We start from the raw sequence: 24,101 nt of genomic DNA, 5'->3' as shown, positions 1-24,101 counted from the left end.
AAGCCAGTTACACCGGAACATAAGCCGAGTGAACCGGACAAGAAGCCGGCCACACCGGAACACAAGCCAAGTGAACCGGATAAGCAACCGGTCACACCAGAACACAAACCAAGTGAACCAGCTAAGAAGCTTCAGACATCAGTTGAAAAGCCAACTGAACACGTTCAACCATCGAAGGAACCTGTTCAAACCGCTAAACCAGCGGCAGGACAATCATTGAAGGTTGAAACGGTGAAGAAGGCTGTTTTAACGAAGCAGGCTGCATCAGCAAATGAAGGAACGGTTCGCGTTGCAAAACAGTCAACCGCGATTGAAAAACAAATGCCAAATAATTCAGCTGCGCAACCAAATGAAAGCAAGAATACTTTGCCGCAAACCGGTGAAGATTCAGCAAATCATTCGTTGTTCGGCGAATTGTTGCTCGCTCTTTCAGGATTACTTGGATTCTTCGGAATCGGAAAACGGAAAAAAGATAAAGAAGAATAATGGCAAATGAAAAACGCTCTCCAGAAATGGAGGGCGTTTTTTTATGCAATTGATAAGTTTAAGAAATGTTTAAAAAGGTTAAATTATTAAAATGGGGGGGGTAAAAAACGTGTTATATTTAAAAAATGATATAAAAATTAGCGAGAGAGCTTAATCATTGAAGTAAGTTCTTGTGATTAAATACTTAAATAGAAAAAATGAAACGGGGTAAGAAAATGAAAGAATTAAAACCTGTGCATTATCACGGATATATTTATTGGATACTAATGATTTTAGGAATCTTTGTTGGGAATTTGTTCGATAAGGTAGATAAAGGAATGATTTTATGCATTTTATTTATAGTAGGTTTCGAAATTTGTGGTGATGCTATAAGCCAGTTAATAATGTGGACTACTTTAGGTCATGCTGAAAAATTAATGGAAGTGAAAGCTAAACGGAATTTTCTGTTTTTATTTATGGCAATGATAACGGGATTTTTCCCATTTCCAACATTTGTAGAAGGCCTTCGTAGAGATATCCCAGTTATATCAATGATTGAAATTCCATTATTTATTTTATTGCTTTTGAATCAATTGAGATGGGTAAATTATCAGGTAAAACAATGGCAAATTAAACACAATGCTTAGGAGATAACCATGCAGAAATATAAATATATTGGCCTTTGTGCAACGAATGACAACAAAAAATTAACCGGTTAAAATTTTTAAACGCTAAACGAAACAAAATAAGAGATTAGTTTTAGAGGATGGATAGAAATGAAAAAGCCCATGATAATAATGTCAATTTGTTTTGTTGTAAGTTTATTTACCCTAAATTTTGGAACGATATTTATTATTCCAATATTCTGTTATTTATTAGAGAATTTAATAAAACTGTTTGTAACAAGTCCAACCGCGGTTAATGGATTTCGAAAGTTTTCAAGCGGAATTGGATGGCCAGCCGGGTATATCAAGTTTTTGATTGCAGTTCCTAAAGTTTTAGTTGCAATTTCCATTTTGGCATCTGCCGCTGGAATAGATTTCGTGATCTTTCCTTTTTGCGTTGGGATTGTATTTTTTGTAATTAACCTGATTATTGAGGGCTTTGTTATTTATGCGTGTGTTTTGCTCTATAAATATGAAATGAACAACTATATGGAAAATATTAAAAGATTAGAGGCAAGAAATGAATAAAGTTAGGAATCATGTTTTCTGGTATTTATTAGGAATTGAAGGATGTCTGATTTTAGAATATTTTATTACTTCAAATTTCCATGTTATTGAAGCATTATTTATATCTTTATTATATTGTCTTTTCTTTTTAGTCGGTCAAGCAGCTGTAATCCAAAATATTAGGTTGTCAATTACGAAAAAATCAAACATCCTTATTTATATATATCTGAAGATTTTTTTAATTTATTGGTTTGTAATGGCGTCGCTGATAGGGGTGATTGCTGAAGCCGGGATATTTTATGAAGACTTTATTTGTCATGGAATTTATTTGAAAAGCATACTGTTTATAGTAGTTATATTATTAATCATTCTAAACTTTATTAATTGTATGCTTTGGACAAATTACAAGATACGGTATTGGGTAACCCAAACTGGTTTAGACTATCAGAGATATACACTTAAATACTGGATTTGTAGATTATGGACACTGCTGAAGAATTTATGCAAGATTGTGAGGATTAAAATTGGTGGAAAATGAAGTTACTTTTAAACAAGGATGGAAAAGTTTTTGGAAAGGCTATTTCAAATTTAACGGACAGTCGGGACGAAAAGAATTCTTTTGGGGATTGCTTATCTATGTGGTTATTAGAACGATTTTTAGTCTTAGCATAACTCAAATAATGTTGAATAACGTTGATGTAATTGACGGCAAAAGTAGAAATTATCTGGTGATTGGATCACTGATTTTAATTGCAATTTTAGCTGTTTTACTTTTTATTCCATGGTTGGCGCTTCAAACAAGAAGATTGCGTGATACGGGCATGCCAAATACTTTGTGCTATCTCTTAATGGTTTTATATTTTATTAGTATATATTTGCATCTTTTTGGATTGCTTTATCAAATCGTTCTTTTTGTATTTATGTGCATGCCAACGGGAAAATTTATGAACAATTAAAAGCGAATTTAAAAGAATGAAAAACGCTCTCCGGTGATGGAGGGCGTTTTTTAATGCTCATTAATTAAATGCTCACTGATGATTTTACAAATCACGGTTTGAATAATAAGGTTCAAGGCTAATTCAGCCCGGCTCGATTCATCAAAATGCAAATCAAGGTTAAAGTGATGCAAATCAAGATCAGCAAACGCAGTGTTGAAAGCTTTGCAAAATGAATTGTAATTTTCCTGGTAATTATCTTGGACGTTGGTAAGCAACCATTCATGAATGTCATCAAGCGAATAGACCTGTTTCATGATGGTGATCAGAATCAGCGAAGCAACGTGTTCTTGTGAATATTTCTTTTTGATCGGCTTCGGCATTAATCCTTTTTTGACGTAGCTGTTCACCATCGACGCGGTAATTGGGCCCGAAATAATCGGTTCAAGGTACCGGTTCCCAAGGCTGACGACCTGATCCATATAGAGGGCCAGATCAGGCAGCTCTTTCCATTGCGGCAGTTGCGGCGCGTTTGCAAGTAATTCATCGATCTTCATTGTGTTAAATCCTTCTTTAATTAATCTGATTTAATTATAGCATGCTTTGGAATTTGAATTGAAAATAAAATTGGATTCCCAAATGATTTTAAGATTTAAATTGATTATAACTAGAATTTAAATCTAGATGTAGTATAATTAAGATACCAAAGATGAAGGAGCGAGAACATGACACATAAAGAACAGATTATCAATGAAATCTTAAGTGCAGTTACCCACGCAATTGGAATCGGCTTAAGTATTTGGGGATTAGTGTTATTGATCTTAAAAGGCATCAGAACGAATTCGATCCTGGTTGCAGTTACGGTGATCATTTATGGAATAACGTTAATTGGGTTATATTTGTTTTCAACCCTTTTTCATTCATTGTACTTTACAAAGGTTAGCCGAATTTTTCAATGCTTTGATCATTGCGGGATCAACTTGTTGATTGCCGGGACTTACACCCCGTATTGTTTACTGGCGATTCGCGGCTGGTTAGGAATTGGAATGCTGGTTGTGATTTGGGCACTTGCGCTTGGCGGAATGGCCTATCATTTATTTGCCAAGAACCGGCAGCAAAAGGTTGAAACTCTTCTGTACGTCTTAATGGGGTGGATGTGCTTACTGGGAGCTAAACCGCTGTTAACAAGTTTAGGGATTACCTCATCATGGTTATTGATTGCTGGCGGGGTGATTTTTACCCTTGGAGCATTGATCTACAGCATTCGCAATTTACGCTTTGCCCATGTGATCTGGCATTTGCTGGTCATGGGCGGGACGGCGTGCATGTTTCTATCAATTTATCTGTTCATTTAATTTAAATTTATAAAATTGTGGTGTAAACGCTTGCTGTTATCAAATCATAATGGTACTCTATAATTGAAATTGGTTTATGAAAGAAGTGGGGAAGGATGGCAGTTAGCAAGTTAAATCAACAGCAAGAAGCTGCGATTAAATCGTTTGAAAAAGACTTTAATGTAATGCATGCATTGGCAGATCGAAATCGGCAAAAAATTATCGTACTCCTTGCTCACCACTTAGATGATGGGTTGACGGTAACTTCAATTACGGAGAGAATGGCAATTACTCAACCCGCTGTTTCGCATCATCTCAAGATTTTGCGGGATGCAGGGATTGTTTCGTTTCATAAAAAAGGACTTCAAAGTGTCTACTATTTGACGCTGAAAGAACCGTTAAAAGGATTAGAACAATCTTTAAACAGGTTACGGACGAAATTCGAAAAGTAATTAAAAGGTAAAAAGTTAAGACGGATGCGAGACTGAGCGATGAGCGCAGCCTCATTTTTATTTTAGAAGGGAATCACAATGAAATTTTACGCTGTGCGCAAGGGACGCAAACCGGGAATCTATTCAACTTGGAGTGAATGCGAAGCCCAAGTTAAGGGATTTCCCAAAGCAGAATATAAAAGTTTTCGCCAACGAGCTGATGCCGAAAGTTATCTTCAAGGGAATGAAGCTTCAAATCCCAAAAAGAAGTCTCCGTCTTCAGCGGTCCAAAACGGCTGGAAGAATCCGGATATTCTCCTATTTACTGACGGTGGGTCCCGCAACCATGGCAATCACGCGGGCGATCATGTTCATGCTGATGATAAGGCAGCCTGGGCGTTCTTGATTCGGCGTGATGGTCATAATGTGCGCGGAACGGGCGGTGAATACGGCGCAACTAATAACCGGATGGAATTGATGGCTTTAAAAAATGCGTTGAAAGTTCTGGGACAGCGCGGATGGAATCATGAAAAAATTAACGCTACCTTGGATTCGCGGTATGTTTTGCAGGCGATTCAAAAGAAGTGGCTGCAGTCGTGGAAACGGAATGGCTGGCGCAAATCATCCGGTGAACCGGTTGCCAATCAAGAATTGTGGCAGGAAATTGACCGTCTTTTACCGTATTTCCCGCAAATTGAGTTTATTTGGACTAAAGGCCATGCGGACAATAAGGGAAATGTAATTGTTGACCAAATGCTGAATGCCAAAATGGATCAAATGTAGTTTTAATAGGATAAGAAATTTACAATAGGTAATAAAAAATATTTTGACCAGCAAAAATTTGTTAGCAAGGTCAAATCGCGGTTTATTAGGATTTATAAATTTATCAGAAAACGGTCATAAATTCCCCATTTTTAATTCAATGAATTTAGTTAAATTAAGGATTGAAAACTTAATTTTAAAAGCTATAATTAGGTAAGTAAACTAATGGAGGGATTGATAGGTATCAAAGCGAAAAAGAAAGGAGCAATTATTACGATCGTTGTGGTCGCAGTAATTGCCATTGCATTCGGTGGAATGGCAGCTTATCAAGCAAACCATTTTAATAAAGGAGTTGCCATTAATGGAGTTAATGTTGGGGGATTGACTGCAAGTCAAGCAATGTCAAAACTCGAGAACGGGAAACTGGATAACACGGTTAAGGTTGGTGACCAAGTAATTTACCAAGGAAAGCAAACCGTCTCCGGAGTTACCGCTCAAGATGAACCAGAAGTCAAAGCAATTTTGAAGAAACAATTTACTTTGATTCCAACAAGTAAGGCAAAAAATTACAACGTTTCATCAAATCAAAATAATCAATACCGGACAACTGATCTGCGCAATGCGGTGCAACAAAAGTTAACCGCAATGAACGCTAACCGGACACCTGCGCGGGATGCTTGCGCCGTTTTGAAGAACGGAACGGTTTCAGTTGAAAAGGCAAAAGACGGAAATCAATACAACATCAAGGCAATGATGAAGGAATATGATAATCAGGTCAACGATGATCATATTGATTTGAAAGCCATCATTGCTAAGCCGGTAACCGAATCAAGCCAACAAGTCGAAAATGAAAAGACGAAGTTGCAAGATTTGGCGAATGCAACGGTTGATTATAAGGTTGAAAATCAAGATTATAATTTACCAGCTAAACAAATGATCACGTCGGCTAAATATGTCAACGGCAAGTATCAGATCAATTCAAAGGCCCTTGCGGATAAGATCGATCAAATTAACAAGAGTCAATCGACCCTTGGCAAGAAGTTCAACTTTAAGACTTCAAATGGCAATACCATTCAAGTCCAAGGCAAGACGTATGGCTGGGCAATTGATACGAAGAGTGCGGTTGCAAGCATCTTAAAGGCTTACGAAAATGGCACAAAGACCGTTGACGCTAAGAATAATATTTATGGCATTGGCTACAATGAAAACGGAACGGGTTACGGCGTAACATCAAACGACGGCATCGGTGATACTTACGCTGAACTTTCAATCGCTGATCAACACGCATGGTTCTATCGGGATGGTAAGCTAGTTGATCAAGTTGACGTTGTAACCGGGAACGTGCAATCACATAATGATACGCCTAAAGGGGTTTACTACATTATGTACAAGCAATCACCTTCAACCTTGAAGGGGGTTGGCTATAACGGTAAAGCTTACAGCTGCAAGGTTCAATACTGGGCTCAATTTACAAACGACGGTTGCGGCTTCCACGATGCATGGTGGCGGACAAACTGGGCCAAGGACGCATACTTGACTCAAGGATCAGACGGGTGTGCTAATATTCGTCCTGACCAAGCCGGACAAGTTTACAATTCACTTTCAGTTAATGAACCAGTAATTGTGTACTAATAAGGAAAAATAAAGGGATGGCAAGCACAAAATTTGTTTTTTGGTATGATTATGATAAAATACTAGTGTAACAGATTTTGGGGATGTTTAGGATTCGACAGGTATAGGTCGAGCTTAAACTGCGCTTAGTAGGTTGCGGCTACTATAAAACGCTCAGTTAAATATAACTGCAAAAAATAACAATAATTCATACGCCTTAGCTGCCTAATCGCGGTATAGCGTAAATCTTGATTAGGATCGTCCACGTTCTAATTAAGGTTTTATAAGTAGTGGACTACGTTGTCAGTTCCCGTCTGAAATTGGCAAAAGAGATCGATCAGGCTAGTTGATAACGGTGGCCATGTTACACGGCGGAGTTATCAATGAAATTTAAATAGTGTGACTATGAACGTAGATGTTTAGGTGGCGATATGCTTGGACGCGGGTTCGACTCCCGCCATCTCCATAAGAGGGCTGAAGCTAGGGAATGATCCTTCTTCAGTCTTTTTTGTTAAATTCAGCTCGATAATTAGGTAGGAGAGATTTTAATGAAGATTTTAATGATTGAAGATAACAAATCAGTATGTGAAATGATGTCGATGTTTTTTGAAAAGGAAAATTGGGATGCCACGTATGCCTACGATGGTGAAGAAGCCATTGAAAAGTTCAAGGCCGCTCCTAATAGTTGGGATATGATCACGTTGGACTTGAATCTTCCAAAGATGGATGGAATGCAAGTTAACGCTGAAATTCGGAAAATTTCAAAAACCGTTCCGATCATCATTCTGACAGCACGGGATTCAGAAAGCGACCAGGTTTTAGGTCTTGAAATGGGAGCCGATGATTACGTTGTTAAGCCGTTTTCACCAATTACGTTGATTGCCCGGATCAAAGCTCTTCACCGGCGGGCAACGATTGGCGGCGGCACTCCCAACCAAGATAATACCGCCGAAAAATTTGATGTAGTCACTGATCATTTGAAATTGAGTACGACAACGCGGGAAGTCTTTTTGGATGATAAACCGTTAAATAATTTGACTCCCAAGGAATTTGATCTTTTAAAGACCCTTGCTCAAAAACCGCGGCAAGTCTTTTCACGTGAACAATTATTGCAACTGGTTTGGGACTATGAATACTACGGTGATGAACGGACCGTTGATGCTCACATCAAGAAGATTCGGCAAAAGATCGAAAAGGTTGGCCCCCAAGTGATTCAAACGGTTTGGGGCGTCGGTTACAAGTTTGATGATTCTGAGGTAAAGTAAAATGAAGTTTAAGTTCAAACTTCTTTATCAGCAAATGCTGCTGTTTTTTACAATGATCGTGTGTTTCCTTGCAATTGTCGGGGTTTCCTTGTTTCACCTGACAAAGGAAAATGTATACCAGGATGCATGGACACGAATGGAAGGCTATGCTCAAAGTATTCGCAACAATGCACTGCAACTGACCACAAATGACCAAGGCGAAACGCAAATTACGTTGAATGCGCAAGAGTTGCGGGATAGTGAAATGATTTTGAAGAACAATGATGTGCATTTTACGATTTACACCGGTCCGGATCAGGTCCTTTATCCGCAGTATGGGTTTAAGTCAACAATCTCCAAAAATGATTGGAAAGAATTGCAAAGTGGTAAAATCTTAAAACGGCGGGATGACCTCGCAGGGAAGGGACGGCTATTTAAGAATCACCATGGTGAACACCCGAAGATGATGCCGAAACAACGGATGACGGATATTTTCATGCCGTGCTTTGATGTTAACGGTCAGCTTGTTGCCGTCATTTCAGTTGCATCTGCCGTTTCGAACATTCACAACGATTTCTGCAAGGTTCAGCAAAATCTGACGTTTGCGCTAATGATCTGTACGATTTTGGGATTCATTATTAGTTACCTGATTGCCCGTTACATTACGAAGCGAATCAAAAAGATGCAGGCTGCTACCCGCCAAGTCGCAGAGGGCAACTTTGATGTTCAGATTGAACACGGAAATCAAGATGAACTTGATGAACTCGCGATTGATTTTAATCAAATGGCCGCGTCACTGAAAGCATCGTCAGAAGAAATTCAGCGGCAGGAACAGCGGCGCAAGGAATTCTTTGCGAATGCCGCGCATGAAATGCGGACGCCGTTAACGACCATTAACGGCCTGCTTGAAGGAATGAAGTATAACGCAATTCCTGAAAACAAGGTCGGCGAAAGTATCGATTTAATGAGCAACGAAACCAAACGATTGATTCGGCTCGTTAATGATAACTTGGACTATGAACGGATTCGGTCCGGTTCAATGCAGCTTAACTTAACAAAGTTTAGTGCAACTGAAACATTGAACAAGATCATGCGGCAACTCACGCCGAAAGCCGATGAAGCAAACGACCATTTTGAAATGCAAACGCAGGAGGACATTCCGGTATGTGCTGACTATGACCGGTTTACGCAGATTTTCTATAACATCATTCAAAATGCGATCCAGTTTACAACGGACGGAACGATTACGGTGGCCGTCAAACGTCGTGAAAAGCAAGCTGGAACAGAAATTAAGGTTTCAGATACCGGAATCGGAATGAGTCAGGAGCAGTTGGATAATATTTGGGAACGGTATTATAAGGCAGACCAATCACGGGCGCGGACGAAAGGCGAATCCGGATTGGGACTTGCAATCGTTCACCAGTTGATTCAACAGCATAAAGGAAAAATCAAGGTTACAAGTACTGAAGGAGAAGGAACAACGTTTACGCTGTTCTTCCCTGATCAGAAGATTGCAACCGCAAAGAAGAAATAGGAAAAAGAAGAGATTGTGGCGAGAGCTGCGATCCCTTTTCTGTATTTTATGGTAGTTTTCGTTCAAAAGCGATTCATGTATAATGAAAGAGAATTAATATCAAAGGAGAATCAAAATGGAAATTGCGGATTATCGAAATCAAATCGAAGCAATGAACCATCAGATCTCTGAGTTCGGGAGGTCTCTTTGACTTAGAAAGTCTTGAAGAGCAAATTGCTGAAAACGAGTCGAAAATGGCTGAACCTGGATTCTGGGATGATGGAACGGCTGCTCAAAAGTTAATTAATGAAAATAATGAATTAAAAAATAAGTTTGATAACTTTCATCAACTTTCACAATCGATTGATGATTTAGATGTTTTATTTGAATTAGTGCAGGAAGATGAAACGGATGCGGAGCTTCGGACGGAATTGGAGACGCAGCTCAATGATACGCAAGCGCAACTTGAAAAGTATCAATTATCCTTGCTGTTAAATGGCAAGTATGACAAGGATAATGCAATTCTTGAAATTCATCCTGGCGCTGGCGGAACCGAATCCCAAGACTGGGGTTCGATGTTGATGCGGATGTACATGCGGTGGGCAGAACAGCATAACTTTAAGGTTGAAGTTGCGGATTATCAAGTTGGTGAAGAAGCCGGAATTAAAAGTGTAACCTTAATGATCAAGGGTACGAATGCGTATGGCTATCTTCGCAGTGAAAAGGGTGTTCACCGGCTGGTACGGATTTCACCGTTTGATGCGGCTGGCAGACGCCACACATCATTTGCGTCCGTTAACGTAATGCCGGAACTTGATGACAGTGTTGAAGTCGATTTACGGCCAGAAGATATCAAAATGGAAGTTTTCCGGTCAAGCGGTGCCGGCGGACAGCACATCAATAAAACGTCATCGGCAGTCCGGTTGATTCACATTCCGACCGGGATCGTGGTTTCGAGTCAGGCCCAGCGGTCGCAATTTCAAAACCGGGCAACGGCGGAAAGCATGTTAAGGGCCAAGCTTTACCAGCGCGAATTAGAAGAAAAGCAGCGGCAAAAAGCCGAAATTCAAGGTGAACAGATGGATATCGGCTGGGGTTCACAGATTCGGTCTTACGTTTTCCACCCGTATTCAATGGTGAAGGATCACCGGACTGGATATGAAACGGCCAACAATCAGGCCGTAATGGATGGCGACCTTGACGGCTTTATTAATGCTTATCTTCAATGGAAGTTACAACAGGAAAATCCGCAATAAAGAGGGATATGAATGGAATTTTTAAAATTAATTGGAACATTTTTGATTCAACCATTATTGTGGTTGGGAATTTTATGGACGGGCGTTTGTTACGCGCTTCGAATTCGCAGTGACCGGCGAAACTTTAAAATTGCGTTGAATAAGGATTGCTTTGAAATTCGCCATTTTATTAAGAAGGGAATTTTATGGGGAGTTAGCGGTTCGCTGATCAGTTTGATCATTGGCTGTTACTTACCGCTGAAAGCAATCGTTCTATACGAAATTTTAGCGGCGGTGGCCGTTCTTTGCATATCCCGCATTGATCTAAGTGCCGTTCCGCTTTACATTTTAGGAATTCTAGCAGTTCTTCGGCAACCAGCAATTTTACCGGTAGTTTTATTGTTATTGGGATTCAATTACCTTGTTAAAGGCCGATTGACCCACGGCGAAAATGCAGTCTGGTTTACGCCGCAGATCAAGCAGAATCGGCGGAAACGGCGCTTGGCGGTTTATCGTTGGAGCGAGTTTACGGTTTTGCCATTAATGATTTATATTCCAGGGACTTTAATGGAAAAGCTATTCCATTTTTTGCCGTTGATCCATTTTGGCGAAGTTCATTTCAGTTTGTTGATCCTACCGTTTTTTGTCGGCAGTGCAGGCCGGATTCGCGGTGAACAAATTGAAGCTCGAATGCAAACGGTGCAAAAACAAAATTTAGTTTTGGCAGCGGGGGCCTTTGTCCTCACAATTAGCGCATGGTTATTGCCGCATTTTGGAATTTTATGGATCATGATCATGTTGGCGATGGCGGTTGGAATTCACCTTTACCATTATTTACAGGTAAATAAAAACCGGGCGCAGTATATTGAAGTAAGCGAAGGAATTCGGGTAATTGCCATTCGTCCGGGGACCCCGGCTGCAAAAATGAGCCTTAATCCTGGCGACGTGATTTTGACATGCAACAATCAACCAGTAACGAATGAAAATCAATTTTATGAAGCATTACAACTTGATTCGGCATATTGCCATTTGAAAGTCAAGACAATGAGTGGTGATTTAAAGATCACTGAAGGAGCAATTTATAACGATTCACCGTATGAACTTGGAATCGTTCAATTTCGGAAGATGAATTAAAGTGGGAGGATTTGAATGAAAAAGAAACTTTACCGTTCAAACGATCATCGGATTTTATTTGGAGTATGCGGCGGTTTTGCGGATTATTTTGGGATTGATCCGAAGTATATTCGAATTGGTTACTTGATTTTTGGCTTGATTTGTTCAATGTTTGCCCGGCTTTCGATTTTGCCGGTCGGCATTTATGTTATTTTAGCCCTGGCAATGCCGCTTAATCCCAACCAATCGGCCAACAGTTTTAGTTCCTTTTTTGGAAACCAAACAACAAATCGTCCTGCACGGCCGAATAATCAAGGACGGAAAGTTATTCGGGACGTTAAGGAAAAAGATATTAAGAAGTAGAAGGGAAATCATTCATGGGATTCTGGAAAAAAGCAATTCTTGATACGCTTATTTTTATTGCAATTGCAGGATTTTTTCCATCAATGTTCCACGTTTCAAGTCTTTGGATGGCATTTGTCGCGGCAGTGGTTGTTGGTTTATTGAACCGGTTTGTTAAACCAATTATCGTATTACTGTCATTGCCGATCACTGCACTGACGTTCGGCTTGTTTTACGTGGTGATCAACGCGTTTATGCTTGAACTTGCTTCATGGGCACTTAAACCGGATTTTGCCTTCAGCAGTTTTGGTGCAACGTTGGTAACGGCGATTATTATCAGTGTGGTTAATATGATCGTTTCCGACCATTTTATTGAATAATTAATCGGCACTGATTAGATTTAATGGTAAAATATTAATGATAAAAAGGCTTTCAGAAATGAGGAATGAGGATGCGAAGTGTAACAGTCAAACAGTTAGCTGATGCATGCGGATTGACCGTGTATTCAGGGCAAGAATACCTCGATAAACGGCTAATTAAAACCGATGATATGTCTCGTCCAGGATTGGAATTGACGGGATACTTTGATTACTACCCGGCTGAACGGGTTCAGCTTTTCGGAATGACGGAAATTTCATTTTCACAACGGTTGACTCCTGAAAATCAACTTAAAGTTATGCGGCAGTTATGTACTGATGAAACGCCATGCCTGGTTGTTTCACGGTCATTACCGGTTCCCGAAAGTATGGCAACTGCAGCGGCGGAAAAGAATATCCCGATTTTGGGAACGAAGTCGTCAACTTCGCGGATTGCTTCAAGGATCACGTATTATTTGCAAGGTCAACTGGCAGAACGGCAATCGCTTCATGGCGTTTTAGTTGATATTTATGGGTTAGGGGTTCTGATCACCGGGGATTCCGGAGTCGGGAAATCTGAAACGGCCCTTGACTTGATCAAACGCGGTCACCGGTTGATTGCCGATGATCGGGTTGAAGTTTATAAGAAGGATGAATTTACGGTTTACGGTGAACCGCCGAAAATCTTGGCTCACTTACTTGAGATTCGTGGAGTAGGGATCATCGACGTCATGAATTTATATGGGGCAGGAGCTGTTCGGACGCATGCCCATATTTCACTGATCGTTCACCTTGAAAATTGGAGTAAGGATAAACAGTTCGATCGTTTAGGCAGCGGCGAAGAAGAACAAGAGTTGCTCGGGATCAAGATTCCAAAGATCACGATTCCAGTTAAAGTTGGACGGAACATGGCCATTATTGTTGAAGCAGCGGCAATGAATTACCGGGCAAAGACAATGGGTTACGATGCTACGAAGACTTTTGATGAAAACTTAAATAACTTGATTAAGGAAAATTCAACTCAGAATAAATAAGAGAGATGGAAAATTTTGAATATTGCAGCAACAGCAATTATTAATCGAATTGCATTTACAATTGGGCCAATCATGGTTCACTGGTATGGAATTATTATCGCAACCGGTGTTTTACTTGCGGTTATTTTATCAGTTCGGGAAGGAAATCGCCGCGGACTTGATGAAGAAAACATTTATGATTATTTGATTATTGGGTTACCGATTTCAATTATTTGTGCCCGAATCTACTACGTTGTTTTTCAATGGCAATACTATTCAGCGAACCCCGAAATGATTTATCGGATTTGGGATGGCGGAATTGCGATTTACGGCGGACTGATCGGGGCGGCAATTACGTTGATCATCTTTTGCAAGCACCGGGGAATCTCAGCATGGGAGTTCTTAGACATTGTTGCGCCAACCGTAATCATGGCTCAAGGAATTGGCCGGTGGGGCAACTTTGTTAACCAAGAAGCTCATGGGGTTGCGACGTCGTTTGCATTTTTGCAGAATACATTGCACTTACCGCATTTTATTGTTCAGCAAATGTGCATTAACGGGACGTACTACCAACCGACATTTTTGTATGAGTCAGTATGGGATATTGCCGGATTCATTTTGTTGATGGCATTGCGTTATCGGAAACAGCTGTTTAAACGCGGCGAAGTCTTTTTAACGTACGTAATGTGGTACTCATTCGGCCGGTTCTTTATTGAAGGAATGCGGACTGATAGTTTGATGCTTGGGCCGCTTCGGGTTTCACAATGGCTGTCATTTATTTTCTTCTTTAGTGCATTGGCAATCTGGATCGTGCGGCGGCGGAAAGCTGATCAGCCATGGTATTTAGACCAAGATGCAATTAAAAGATAGAATTTAATCAAAAATAGTTACGATAAAAACGCTTTTATAGTAAAATTAAAGTGATATTTAGGAAGGTGATATTAATGAGTTGGGAAGAAAACTATCAAACATGGAAAGATAATCCTGAATTAGCAGCTGATTTAAAGGCTGAATTAGGTCAATTAGCAGATAATCAAGAAGCATTAGAAGATGCGTTTTATGAACCTCTTTCATTTGGAACTGCTGGAATGCGGGGCGTTTTAGGGGTTGGAATCAACCGGATGAACATTTATACGGTTCGGCAAGCAACTGAAGGCCTTGCAACCTTCATGGACACCCTTGATGATGAAACTAAGCAACGCGGGGTTGCAATCAGTTATGATTCACGGCACCATTCACAAGAATTTGCGTTTGATGCTGCCCGGGTTTTAGGGGCTCATGGAATTCCAACATTTGTTTTTGAAAGCTTACGTCCAACTCCAGAACTTTCATTTACAGTTCGTCATTTACATACATACGCTGGAATTATGATCACTGCAAGTCATAATCCAAAGCAATACAATGGATACAAGATCTACGGTGAAGACGGGGCACAAATGCCACCGAAGGAATCAGATATGATCACCAAGTATATCCGTCAAGTTAAGGATATTTTCGGTGTTAAAGTTGCTGATAAGGATGCCTTGATCGAAGACGGCACCCTTAAGATCATCGGTGACGAAGTTGATAAGGCATACTTAGAAGAAGTTAACCAAGTAACGATCAACCATGAATTAGTTGCTGAAGAAGGCAAAACAATGAAGTTGATCTTTACACCACTTCACGGAACAGGAGCAATGTTAGGGGAAAAGGCTTTGAAGCAAGCTGGTTTTGAAAACTTTACGATGGTTCCTCAACAAGCTGAACCAGATCCAGAATTTTCAACCGTTAAGAAGCCGAACCCTGAAGATCCAGCTGCCTTTGATTTAGCAATTGAACTTGGTAAAAAAGAAGGCGCTGACTTATTAATTGGGGTTGATCCAGATGCTGACCGTTTAGGAGCTGCTGTTCGTCAACCAGACGGAGAATACAAGTTATTGACCGGAAACCAAATTGCGGCTATTCTCTTGAACTACATTTTGACTGCGCGGAAAGATGCCGGCACATTGCCAGCCAATGCAGTGGCTGTAAAGTCAATCGTTTCAAGCGAATTTGCAACGAAGGTCGCTGCCAACTTTAACGTTAAGATGATCAACGTTTTAACAGGCTTTAAGTTTATTGCTGAACAAATTAAGAATTTTGAAGCTGACGGTTCACACACATTCATGTTTGGGTTCGAAGAAAGTTACGGCTATTTGATTCGTCCATTCGTTCGTGATAAAGATGCCATCCAATCATTGGTAATGCTTGCCGAAGTTGCTGCCTTCTACAAGAAGCAAGGCATGAACCTTTATGATGGTTTGCAAGAACTCTTCAAGAAGTATGGTTACTTCGCTGAAAAGACAATTGCATTAACGTTTGATGGCGTTGAAGGTGCCAAGGAAATTGAAGACTTGATGACGAAGTTCCGTGAAGAATCACCAAAGGAATTTGCTGGTTACAAGGTCGTTGCCTTAGAAGACTTTGAAAAGTCAACGAAAACGAATGCTGACGGAACAGTTGAAGAAATCAATATTCCAAAGTCAAACGTATTGAAGTACTTACTTGAAGATGGAACTTGGATTGCTGTTCGGCCTTCAGGAACGGAACCGAAGATCAAGTTCTACATTGGAACGCAAGCTGATTCACAAGATGAAGCATTTGCTAAACGGCAACAATTTGAAGATACAGTGATGGCATTTGTTAAAGGCTAATCGAATCAATTGAATAGAAAAGCATTTAAGGCTGGTGGATTTCCAGCCTTTTTGCTTGCCGAAATTAAGTTTTTGAAAATGCGAAAATATGTTCGTTATGATAAAATATTGATAACAATCTGATTGAGAAAGGAGAATGAAAATGATTGAACGACAAGCAGATCGAAAATTTGATTTGGTTGCCCCATATAAACCAACTGGCGACCAACCACAAGCAATCCAAGAACTTACAGAAGGATTGAAAAAGGGTGAAAAATCTCAAATTTTGCTTGGAGCGACTGGAACAGGGAAAACATTTACGATTGCGAATGTAATTAAAAATAATAACAAGCCAACGTTGGTCCTTGCTCACAATAAAACATTAGCGGGACAGCTTTACGGCGAGTTAAAAGAGTTTTTCCCGCATAATGCGGTTGAATACTTTGTTAGTTATTATGATTTTTATCAACCAGAAGCATATGTACCTTCTAGTGACACGTACATTGAAAAGGATTCAAGCATTAATGACGAAATTGATAAATTGCGGCACTCGGCAACAAGTGCTTTGTTGGAACGTAACGACGTGATCGTTGTTGCATCAGTCTCATCGATTTTTGGATTAGGGAGCCCGTTTGAATATCAAAAGCACACGATTTCACTTCGAGTTGGCCAAGAAATCGAACGTGACAAGTTATTACAATCATTGGTTGATATTCAATACGAACGCAATGATATTGACTTCCAACGGGGTCGGTTCCGTGTTCATGGTGATGTCGTTGAAATTTTTCCCGCTTCACATGATGAGCGGGCACTGCGGGTTGAATTTTTCGGGGATGAAATTGACCGAATTCGGGAAATCGATCCGTTGACTGGTGAAGTTTTTGGTGACCGGAATCACGTTGCAATTTTCCCAGCAACCCACTTCATGACGAATGATGACCAGCTTGAACGAGCAATTGACGGGATTCAGCATGAACTTGACGACCGGTTAAAGGAATTGCATTCTCAAGGAAAACTGCTTGAAGAAGAACGGTTAAAGCAACGGACAACGTATGACATTGAAATGTTAAAGGAAATGGGTTATACGTCAGGAATTGAAAATTATTCCCGGCATATGGATGGGCGTAAACCAGGTGAACCGCCATATACGTTGTTGGATTTCTTCCCGAAAGACTTTCTGATTGTCGTTGATGAATCACACGTTACAATGCCGCAGGTTCGGGGAATGTATCATGCGGATATTTCGCGGAAACAAATGCTGATCGATTATGGTTTTCGGCTTCCAAGTGCGCTTGACAACCGACCGCTAAAGCTTGAAGAATTTGAAAAGCATGTTCATCAAATCATTTACATGTCAGCGACTCCGGGACCATACGAAAAGGAACAAACCGATCATGTCGTTGAACAGATCATTCGGCCAACCGGGTTACTTGACCCTGAAATCGAAGTTCGCCCAGTCATGGGTCAAATGGATGACCTTGTTGGCGAAATCAATAAGCGGGTCGAACGGCATGAACGGGTTTTTGTAACAACGTTGACGAAAAAGATGGCGGAGGATCTCACGGATTATTTCAAGGAACTTGGAATTAAGGTCAAATACTTGCACTCCGACATTAAAACGCTTGAACGAACGAAGATTATTCGCGATTTGCGGCTCGGTAAGTTTGATGTGCTTGTTGGAATCAATCTTTTGCGGGAAGGAATCGATGTGCCGGAAGTATCACTGGTTGCGATTTTGGACGCAGATAAGGAAGGCTTTTTGCGCAATGAACGGTCATTGATCCAAACGATCGGGCGGGCTGCCCGGAACGTTAACGGGCATGTAATTATGTATGCCGATGAAATTACGGATTCAATGCAGGCGGCGATCGATGAAACGAAACGGCGGCGCCACATCCAGGAAGAATATAACCGAAAGCACCACATCACACCGAAGACAATCAAAAAAGATATTCGGGACCAGATCTCAGTGCTTGATAATCCAGATAAGGAAACTGAAGATTTGGCAAGTGACGAAGTTGAATTCAGCAAGATGACCAAGGCCGAACAAAAAGAAATGATCGACCGGCTGAAGACCCAAATGAAACAGGCGGCCAAAGACTTGAAATTTGAAGAAGCAGCTTCACTTCGGGATACGATTCTCGAATTAGAAGCTGAAATTGGGTAAGAAGGAGGAATTGACGTGGCAAAGGATCAAATTGAAATTCATGGCGCACGCGCGCATAATTTGAAAAACATTGATGTGACAATCCCCAAAAATAAATTAGTTGTTATTACTGGTTTATCTGGCTCCGGAAAGAGTTCGCTGGCATTTGATACGTTGTATGCTGAAGGGCAGCGCCGGTATGTTGAAAGTTTATCATCATACGCCCGGCAATTTTTAGGGCAGATGGAGAAGCCGGATGTCGATTCGATTGATGGACTGTCACCGGCAATTTCAATTAACCAGAAGACAACGTCGAAAAATCCGCGGTCAACGGTTGGAACGGTTACTGAGATTACCGACTACCTGCGGCTTTTGTGGGCGCGGGTTGGAACACCGATTTGCCCGAATGACGGTCATCAAATTACCAGTCAATCACCGCAACAGATCGTTGATCAAATTTTAGCACTTCCCGAACGGTCAAAAATTCAGATTTTGGCGCCGGTTGTCCAGGATAAAAAGGGCCAGCATAAGGAAGTTTTGAAAAAAATTCAACGGGCTGGTTTTGTCCGGGTCATTATTGATGGCGAAATGCATGAAATCGGTGATGAAATTGAACTTGATAAAAATAAAAAACATTCGATTTCAGTTGTTGTTGACCGGATCATTGTCAAGGATGGAATCCGGTCACGGCTATTTGATTCGGTTGAAGCGGCGTTAAAACTCACGGATGGCTATGTTGCCGTTGATGTGATTGGCGACCAGGTATTACAGTTTTCTGAAAAGTTGGCATGTCCGTATTGCGGCTTTTCAATTAAGGAACTTGAACCGCGACTATTTTCATTCAATGCGCCGTTTGGGGCTTGTCCAGAATGTGATGGCCTTGGTGAAAAAATTGAAGTTGATCCTGATTTAGTTGTCCCGGACAAAAGCAAAACCCTTGAAGAAGGGGCAATTGCGCCGTGGGCTCCGGATAGTTCAAAGTATTACTACTCATTGCTTAGTCAATTTTGCAAAGCCAAGAAAATCAAGATGGATAAACCGTTTAGCAAGTTAACGGCTAAGCAGAAGGAGACCTTATTGTATGGTGCTGGAACGAAACAGTTCCACTTTCACTTTGAAAATGACTTTGGCAGCAAACGCGATGTCGATATGACGTTTGAAGGGGTCATCCCGAACATTGAACGGCGGTACCGGGATACGAATAGCATGTTTAACCGCAATATTTTGCGCCGTTACATGACCAGTCAGGAATGTAAGGCATGTCACGGGTATCGGCTGAATCCGCAAGCATTGGCGGTTAAAATCGATGGAATGCATATTGGCGAGGTTTCAGATCTGCCGGTTGATCAGGCCCTTGAATTTTTTGATAAGCAAAAGTTTAGTGAACAAAAGGAAATGATTGCCCGGCCAATTTTGAAAGAGTTGCATGACCGCTTAACATTCTTGAAAAATGTCGGATTAGACTACTTGACTCTTAGCCGGTCAGCCCGAACCCTTTCCGGGGGTGAAGCGCAGCGGATCCGGTTGGCAACGCAGATCGGATCAAACTTGTCAGGAGTTATCTATGTGCTTGACGAACCATCAATCGGACTGCACCAGCGGGATAATGACCGGTTGATCGCGTCGTTAAAATCGATGCGTGATCTTGGCAATACGTTGATCGTTGTAGAACACGATGAAGATACGATGCGGGCGGCCGACTACTTAATTGATATTGGTCCTGGCGCAGGGGCAAATGGCGGTCAGGTAATGGCTGCCGGAACGCCGCAAGAGGTAATGAAGGTCAAAAATTCATTGACCGGCCAATATTTATCAGGAAAGAAATATATCCCCGTTCCTGAAACCCGGCGTGAAGGAAATGGAAAATCAATTAAGTTATATGGGGCTGCAGAAAATAATTTGAAGAACATCGATGTTGAATTTCCGCTGGGAAAGTTTATCGCGGTAACTGGCGTTTCTGGCTCAGGAAAATCAACATTAGTCAATCAAATTTTTGAACGGGTATTGGCTCAGAAAATCAATCATAATTCAACCGATAAGCCAGGAAAGTACTCGAAAATTACCGGGGTTGAAAATCTTGATAAGGTAATTAACATTGACCAGTCGCCGATTGGTCGGACGCCGCGAAGCAACCCCGCAACGTATACTGGGGTATTTGATGATATCCGCGGCCTTTTTGCCCAAACAAATCAGGCTAAAATGCGCGGATACAATAAAGGACGCTTTAGTTTTAACGTTAAGGGCGGACGTTGTGAAACGTGCAAGGGCGATGGAATCATTAAGATCGAAATGAACTTTTTACCTGACGTTTATGTTGACTGTGAGGTATGTCATGGCTCCCGGTTTAATTCGGAAACTCTTGAAGTTGAGTATAAAGGGAAGAATATTGCGGAAGTTTTGAACATGACAGTTGACGAAGCCCTTGAATTTTTCGATGCGATTCCAAAAATCAAGCGGAAATTGCAGACGATTTCAGATGTTGGTTTAGGATACGTTCAATTGGGACAGTCAGCAACGACGCTTTCTGGCGGTGAAGCCCAACGGATGAAGTTGGCTTCAGAATTGCATAAGAAAGCTACGGGAAAGACACTTTATATTCTTGATGAACCAACGACCGGGTTGCATTCAGATGACATCAATCGATTGTTGAAAGTACTGCAACGTTTGGTTGATAAAGGCAATACGGTATTAGTGATCGAGCACAATTTGGACGTCATTAAGAGTGCCGATTATTTGATCGATCTTGGCCCTGAAGGCGGTGAAGGCGGCGGAACGGTTGTTGCAACGGGAACGCCGGAAGAAGTTGCCACTAACCCGCAAAGCTATACGGGAAAATATTTAAAAGATCTTTTAAAGAAGCGGTAAATTAATGTTAAATGTATTATAATAATTAAATTAAGGATTGTGGTGAATGAACAAGGGAGGAAATCATGATGAGCGAATCAGATGAACTGGTAATTGTTACGGGAATGAGCGGGGCTGGTAAAACAGTTGCAATGCAAAGTTTCGAAGATTTGGGGTATTTTTGCGTTGATAACATGCCCCCTGAATTACTTCCTAAATTCTGGGAACTGATCAAGGAAACCGGGAAAATTCATAAGGTGGCCCTTGTAATCGATTTGCGGGCCCGGAATTTTTATGATGAGATCAATGAGGTTTTATCAGAATTAAAGCACAATTTAGGAATTGATATTCGGATCTTATTCCTCGATGCTTCCAACGAAGAATTGGTTGCGCGGTATAAGGAAACCCGGCGCTCACATCCGTTATCACGCGATAGCCGGCCGTTAGATGGCATCCGGCGGGAACGGGAATTGCTTTCAGGAATTAAAACCCAGGCGCAGTTGGTCGTTGATACAAGCAAACTTTCGCCGCGGCAGTTACGGGAAGAAATTTTTCACAGTTTTCAAACGGATGAAGGCCAGTATCCATTCCACATTGATGTGATGTCATTTGGGTTTAAATATGGATTGCCAATTGATGCGGATATTGTAATGGACGTTCGTTTCTTACCAAATCCATATTATGTTCCTGAACTTCGGGACAAGACCGGTCTTGATCAAGAAGTTTATGACTATGTTATGAATTCCGATAAGACAACGGAATTTGTAAACCATTTTGAAGCACTATTGCAAACCGTCATTCCGGGATACATTAAAGAAGGCAAGACCAATGTTGTCATTGCCATTGGCTGTACTGGTGGTCAACACCGTTCAGTTGCTTTAGCTTGCCGTACAGGTGAATTTCTAAAAAAGGACTATCACGTAACGATCGCTCATCGGGATGTTAATCGCAGAAAGGAGACTGTAAACCGCTCATGAGTAAGGTAAAACCAAAAATTGTAATGATTGGCGGGGGGACCGGTCTACCAGTAATTTTAAAGGGATTGCGTAAAAAAGATGTCGATATTACCGCGGTTGTAACCGTTGCGGACGACGGCGGTTCTTCGGGAGTGATTCGGAACTACATTAACGTGGTTCCGCCAGGAGATATTCGCAATGCAATGGTTGCATTGTCAGATGTTCCCGAGTTATATAAAAAGATTTTTCAATATCGGTTTAAAACGGATGATCAATTTTTCTCAGGACATGCGATTGGAAATTTGATTATTGCGGCGTTATCTGAAATGGACAACGATGATATCTTTGAAGCCGTTCAGCAGCTTTCAAAGATGATGCAAGTCGATGGGCATGTTTATCCAGCATCAAATACGCCGTTAACCTTGAATGCCAAGTTTAAGGATGGAACGCACTTAGCCGGCGAGTCTGAAATTTCAGCGGCTGGAAAGACAATTGAGAAGGTTTGGGTCACTGCCATTGATGATACCGAACCGCAAGCCGTTCCTGAAGTGATCGATGCAATTTTGAATGCTGATCAAATCGTCTTAGGACCAGGAAGTCTTTTTACAAGTATCTTGCCGAATTTGATGATTAGTAATGTCGGTGAAGCGGTTCTTAAAAGCAAGGCTGAAGTTGTTTACATTTGCAATATCATGACGCAGAAGGGTGAAACCGAACACTTTACGGATGCGCAGCACGTTCGCGTATTGCATGATCATTTGCACCATAATTTTATTAATACGGTTTTAGTCAATACGGAACCAGTGCCGCAAAATTACATGGACCGGCAAAAGTATGACGAATATTTGGATCAAGTTAAACATGACTTTAAAGGGTTACGTGCTCAGGGATGCCGGGTAATTTCGGATAATTTCCTTGAACTGCGCGATCATGGGGTATTCCACAATGGAACGCAGGTGGTTGAAGAGTTAATGCAACTGATCGGTCGACCAAATTCATGGATTAATTAGAAAGGATGATTTCATTTGTCCTACGCAAGTGATGTAAAAAAGGAACTCACAACACTTGAGATTCATGAAGAGGGGAACGGTAAAGCTGAATTAATGGCTTTGATTCGGATGAACGGATCATTAAGCATTGAAAATCACCATTTTGTGTTAGCTGTTCAAACGGAAAATCCGGCAACGGCGCGGCGAATTTATTCACTGTTGAAACAATTTTATCAAATTGAAAGTGAATTGATCGTTCGGCGAAAAATGAAACTTAAAAAGAACAATTTATACATTGTTAAGCTGCGTAACAATAGTGAACGTGTTTTGAATGATTTGAATATTTTAGATGGATTTCAAATTAAACAAACGGTTCCGGTTAAATTTCTTGATAATGATTTGAAGGTTCGCTCATACTTACGGGGAGCCTTCTTGGCGACCGGATCGGTTAATAACCCGGAGACTGGACGTTATCATTTGGAAATTTATTCGCTTTATGAGGAGCATAATGATACGATCTGTGAAATGATGAATCGGTATCATTTGAATGCGCGGAAAACTGAGCGGCGCAGCGGGTATATTACTTATTTGAAGGAAGCCGAAAAGATCGCGGACTTTCTTTCATTGATTGGAGCAACCAATTCAATGCTGAAGTTTGAAGATATTCGAATCGTTCGTGATATGCGTAATTCAGTTAACCGAATCGTTAACTGTGAAACCGCAAATTTGAATAAAGTTGCGGATGCAGCCAACCGGCAGATTGAAAATATTAAGTACCTGGATGAACATTTGGGCCTTGATAAGTTGCCTGATAAGCTTCGGGAAGTTGCATATGTTCGGGTGGCTCACCCAGAATTAAGTTTGAAGGAACTCGGAGAACTTGTTCCCGGCGGCCCGATTTCAAAGTCGGGGGTTAATCACCGGCTGCGAAAAATCAATGAAATGGTGGCTAAGCTGCAAAAAGGTGAAAAGGTCTAATAAAAGACCTC

The 24,101-nt window shown here is 41.1% G+C and carries 23 protein-coding genes and 1 other RNA gene; 23 read left to right on the top strand and 1 reads right to left on the bottom strand.

Annotated elements, in window-relative coordinates:
* The 4 genes from A3O17_RS01865 to A3O17_RS01845 form a co-directional block, all read left to right on the top strand.
* Window positions 1-486: LPXTG cell wall anchor domain-containing protein (locus A3O17_RS01865; protein WP_155729458.1), on the top strand; the 486-nt coding region annotated here is incomplete at its 5' end.
* A 215-nt stretch (window positions 487-701) separates the two neighbouring features.
* A complete protein-coding gene (locus A3O17_RS01860; protein WP_064208491.1) occupies window positions 702-1,112 on the top strand; it encodes a hypothetical protein in 411 nt (136 codons plus the stop codon).
* A gap of 129 nt (window positions 1,113-1,241) precedes the next feature.
* A complete protein-coding gene (locus A3O17_RS01855; protein ID WP_064208492.1) occupies window positions 1,242-1,658 on the top strand; it encodes a hypothetical protein in 417 nt (138 codons plus the stop codon).
* Window positions 1,659-2,164: 506 nt separating this feature from the next.
* The gene (locus A3O17_RS01845; RefSeq protein WP_191979130.1) at window positions 2,165-2,593 is read left to right on the top strand and encodes a DUF805 domain-containing protein; all 429 of its coding nucleotides are present in this window, start codon (window positions 2,165-2,167) and stop codon (window positions 2,591-2,593) included.
* Between the two features lie 50 nt (window positions 2,594-2,643).
* On the opposite strand, the gene A3O17_RS01840 is transcribed toward A3O17_RS01845, so the two are convergent.
* On the bottom strand, window positions 2,644-3,129 hold the full coding sequence (locus A3O17_RS01840) for a DUF1836 domain-containing protein (RefSeq protein WP_064208495.1): 486 nt from the start codon (window positions 3,127-3,129) through the stop codon (window positions 2,644-2,646).
* Between the two features lie 168 nt (window positions 3,130-3,297).
* Between A3O17_RS01840 and trhA the strand changes: the two genes are divergently transcribed.
* The 19 genes from trhA to whiA all read left to right on the top strand — a co-directional run bounded on the left by trhA (window position 3,298) and on the right by whiA (window position 24,090).
* The gene (gene trhA / locus A3O17_RS01835; RefSeq protein ID WP_064208496.1) at window positions 3,298-3,927 is read left to right on the top strand and encodes a PAQR family membrane homeostasis protein TrhA; all 630 of its coding nucleotides are present in this window, start codon (window positions 3,298-3,300) and stop codon (window positions 3,925-3,927) included.
* A gap of 95 nt (window positions 3,928-4,022) precedes the next feature.
* Window positions 4,023-4,358 (top strand): ArsR/SmtB family transcription factor, encoded by a 336-nt coding sequence (locus tag A3O17_RS01830; RefSeq protein WP_064208497.1) that lies wholly within the window; start codon window positions 4,023-4,025, stop codon window positions 4,356-4,358.
* Between the two features lie 78 nt (window positions 4,359-4,436).
* Window positions 4,437-5,120, top strand: a complete 684-nt coding sequence (locus A3O17_RS01825) for a ribonuclease H family protein (RefSeq protein WP_064208498.1) — start codon at window positions 4,437-4,439, stop codon at window positions 5,118-5,120.
* Window positions 5,121-5,333: 213 nt separating this feature from the next.
* Window positions 5,334-6,731: a L,D-transpeptidase family protein gene (locus tag A3O17_RS01820; RefSeq protein WP_225354560.1), complete on the top strand. Its 1,398-nt coding sequence runs from the start codon at window positions 5,334-5,336 to the stop codon at window positions 6,729-6,731.
* A gap of 79 nt (window positions 6,732-6,810) precedes the next feature.
* Window positions 6,811-7,179, top strand: a transfer-messenger RNA (tmRNA) gene (ssrA, locus tag A3O17_RS01815).
* A 79-nt stretch (window positions 7,180-7,258) separates the two neighbouring features.
* Window positions 7,259-7,975, top strand: coding sequence for a response regulator transcription factor (locus A3O17_RS01810; protein WP_057826874.1), 717 nt, complete (start codon window positions 7,259-7,261; stop codon window positions 7,973-7,975).
* 1 nt (window position 7,976) lies between these two features.
* Window positions 7,977-9,488 carry a sensor histidine kinase gene (locus A3O17_RS01805; protein ID WP_064208500.1) on the top strand — a complete coding sequence of 504 codons (1,512 nt, stop codon included), beginning with the start codon at window positions 7,977-7,979 and terminating at the stop codon, window positions 9,486-9,488.
* Window positions 9,489-9,603: 115 nt separating this feature from the next.
* Window positions 9,604-10,723 (top strand): peptide chain release factor 2 gene (prfB, locus tag A3O17_RS01800; RefSeq protein WP_225354654.1). Its coding sequence is split into 2 segments (ribosomal slippage): window positions 9,604-9,675 and window positions 9,677-10,723, totalling 1,119 coding nucleotides; the frame shifts between segments, so codons are not numbered across the junction.
* A 12-nt stretch (window positions 10,724-10,735) separates the two neighbouring features.
* Window positions 10,736-11,836 (top strand): PDZ domain-containing protein, encoded by a 1,101-nt coding sequence (locus A3O17_RS01795; RefSeq protein WP_064208502.1) that lies wholly within the window; start codon window positions 10,736-10,738, stop codon window positions 11,834-11,836.
* A gap of 15 nt (window positions 11,837-11,851) precedes the next feature.
* The gene (locus A3O17_RS01790) at window positions 11,852-12,178 is read left to right on the top strand and encodes a PspC domain-containing protein (protein WP_064208503.1); all 327 of its coding nucleotides are present in this window, start codon (window positions 11,852-11,854) and stop codon (window positions 12,176-12,178) included.
* A 14-nt stretch (window positions 12,179-12,192) separates the two neighbouring features.
* Complete coding sequence (locus A3O17_RS01785) at window positions 12,193-12,537, top strand: phage holin family protein (protein WP_057826879.1); 345 nt, start codon at window positions 12,193-12,195, stop codon at window positions 12,535-12,537.
* A gap of 71 nt (window positions 12,538-12,608) precedes the next feature.
* Window positions 12,609-13,547 carry an HPr(Ser) kinase/phosphatase gene (gene hprK, locus A3O17_RS01780; RefSeq protein ID WP_057826880.1) on the top strand — a complete coding sequence of 313 codons (939 nt, stop codon included), beginning with the start codon at window positions 12,609-12,611 and terminating at the stop codon, window positions 13,545-13,547.
* A 21-nt stretch (window positions 13,548-13,568) separates the two neighbouring features.
* Complete coding sequence (lgt, locus tag A3O17_RS01775) at window positions 13,569-14,396, top strand: prolipoprotein diacylglyceryl transferase (RefSeq protein WP_404802652.1); 828 nt, start codon at window positions 13,569-13,571, stop codon at window positions 14,394-14,396.
* A gap of 74 nt (window positions 14,397-14,470) precedes the next feature.
* A complete protein-coding gene (locus tag A3O17_RS01770) occupies window positions 14,471-16,198 on the top strand; it encodes a phospho-sugar mutase (RefSeq protein ID WP_064208504.1) in 1,728 nt (575 codons plus the stop codon).
* A gap of 142 nt (window positions 16,199-16,340) precedes the next feature.
* Window positions 16,341-18,344: an excinuclease ABC subunit UvrB gene (gene uvrB / locus A3O17_RS01765; protein ID WP_064208505.1), complete on the top strand. Its 2,004-nt coding sequence runs from the start codon at window positions 16,341-16,343 to the stop codon at window positions 18,342-18,344.
* 15 nt (window positions 18,345-18,359) lie between these two features.
* Window positions 18,360-21,188: an excinuclease ABC subunit UvrA gene (gene uvrA / locus A3O17_RS01760; protein WP_064208506.1), complete on the top strand. Its 2,829-nt coding sequence runs from the start codon at window positions 18,360-18,362 to the stop codon at window positions 21,186-21,188.
* 68 nt (window positions 21,189-21,256) lie between these two features.
* Window positions 21,257-22,144: an RNase adapter RapZ gene (gene rapZ, locus A3O17_RS01755; RefSeq protein WP_064208507.1), complete on the top strand. Its 888-nt coding sequence runs from the start codon at window positions 21,257-21,259 to the stop codon at window positions 22,142-22,144.
* Window positions 22,141-23,133: a gluconeogenesis factor YvcK family protein gene (locus tag A3O17_RS01750; RefSeq protein ID WP_064208508.1), complete on the top strand. Its 993-nt coding sequence runs from the start codon at window positions 22,141-22,143 to the stop codon at window positions 23,131-23,133. The genes rapZ and A3O17_RS01750 overlap by 4 nt, the downstream gene beginning before the upstream one ends.
* A 15-nt stretch (window positions 23,134-23,148) precedes the next feature.
* The gene (whiA, locus tag A3O17_RS01745) at window positions 23,149-24,090 is read left to right on the top strand and encodes a DNA-binding protein WhiA (protein WP_064208509.1); all 942 of its coding nucleotides are present in this window, start codon (window positions 23,149-23,151) and stop codon (window positions 24,088-24,090) included.
* Window positions 24,091-24,101 lie beyond the last annotated feature (11 nt).

Source organism: Ligilactobacillus aviarius (genome assembly GCF_001654615.1).
In the GTDB taxonomy this organism is placed as follows: Bacteria; Bacillota; Bacilli; order Lactobacillales; family Lactobacillaceae; genus Ligilactobacillus; species Ligilactobacillus aviarius_B.
This window is presented reverse-complemented; position numbering and strand designations above follow the sequence as displayed.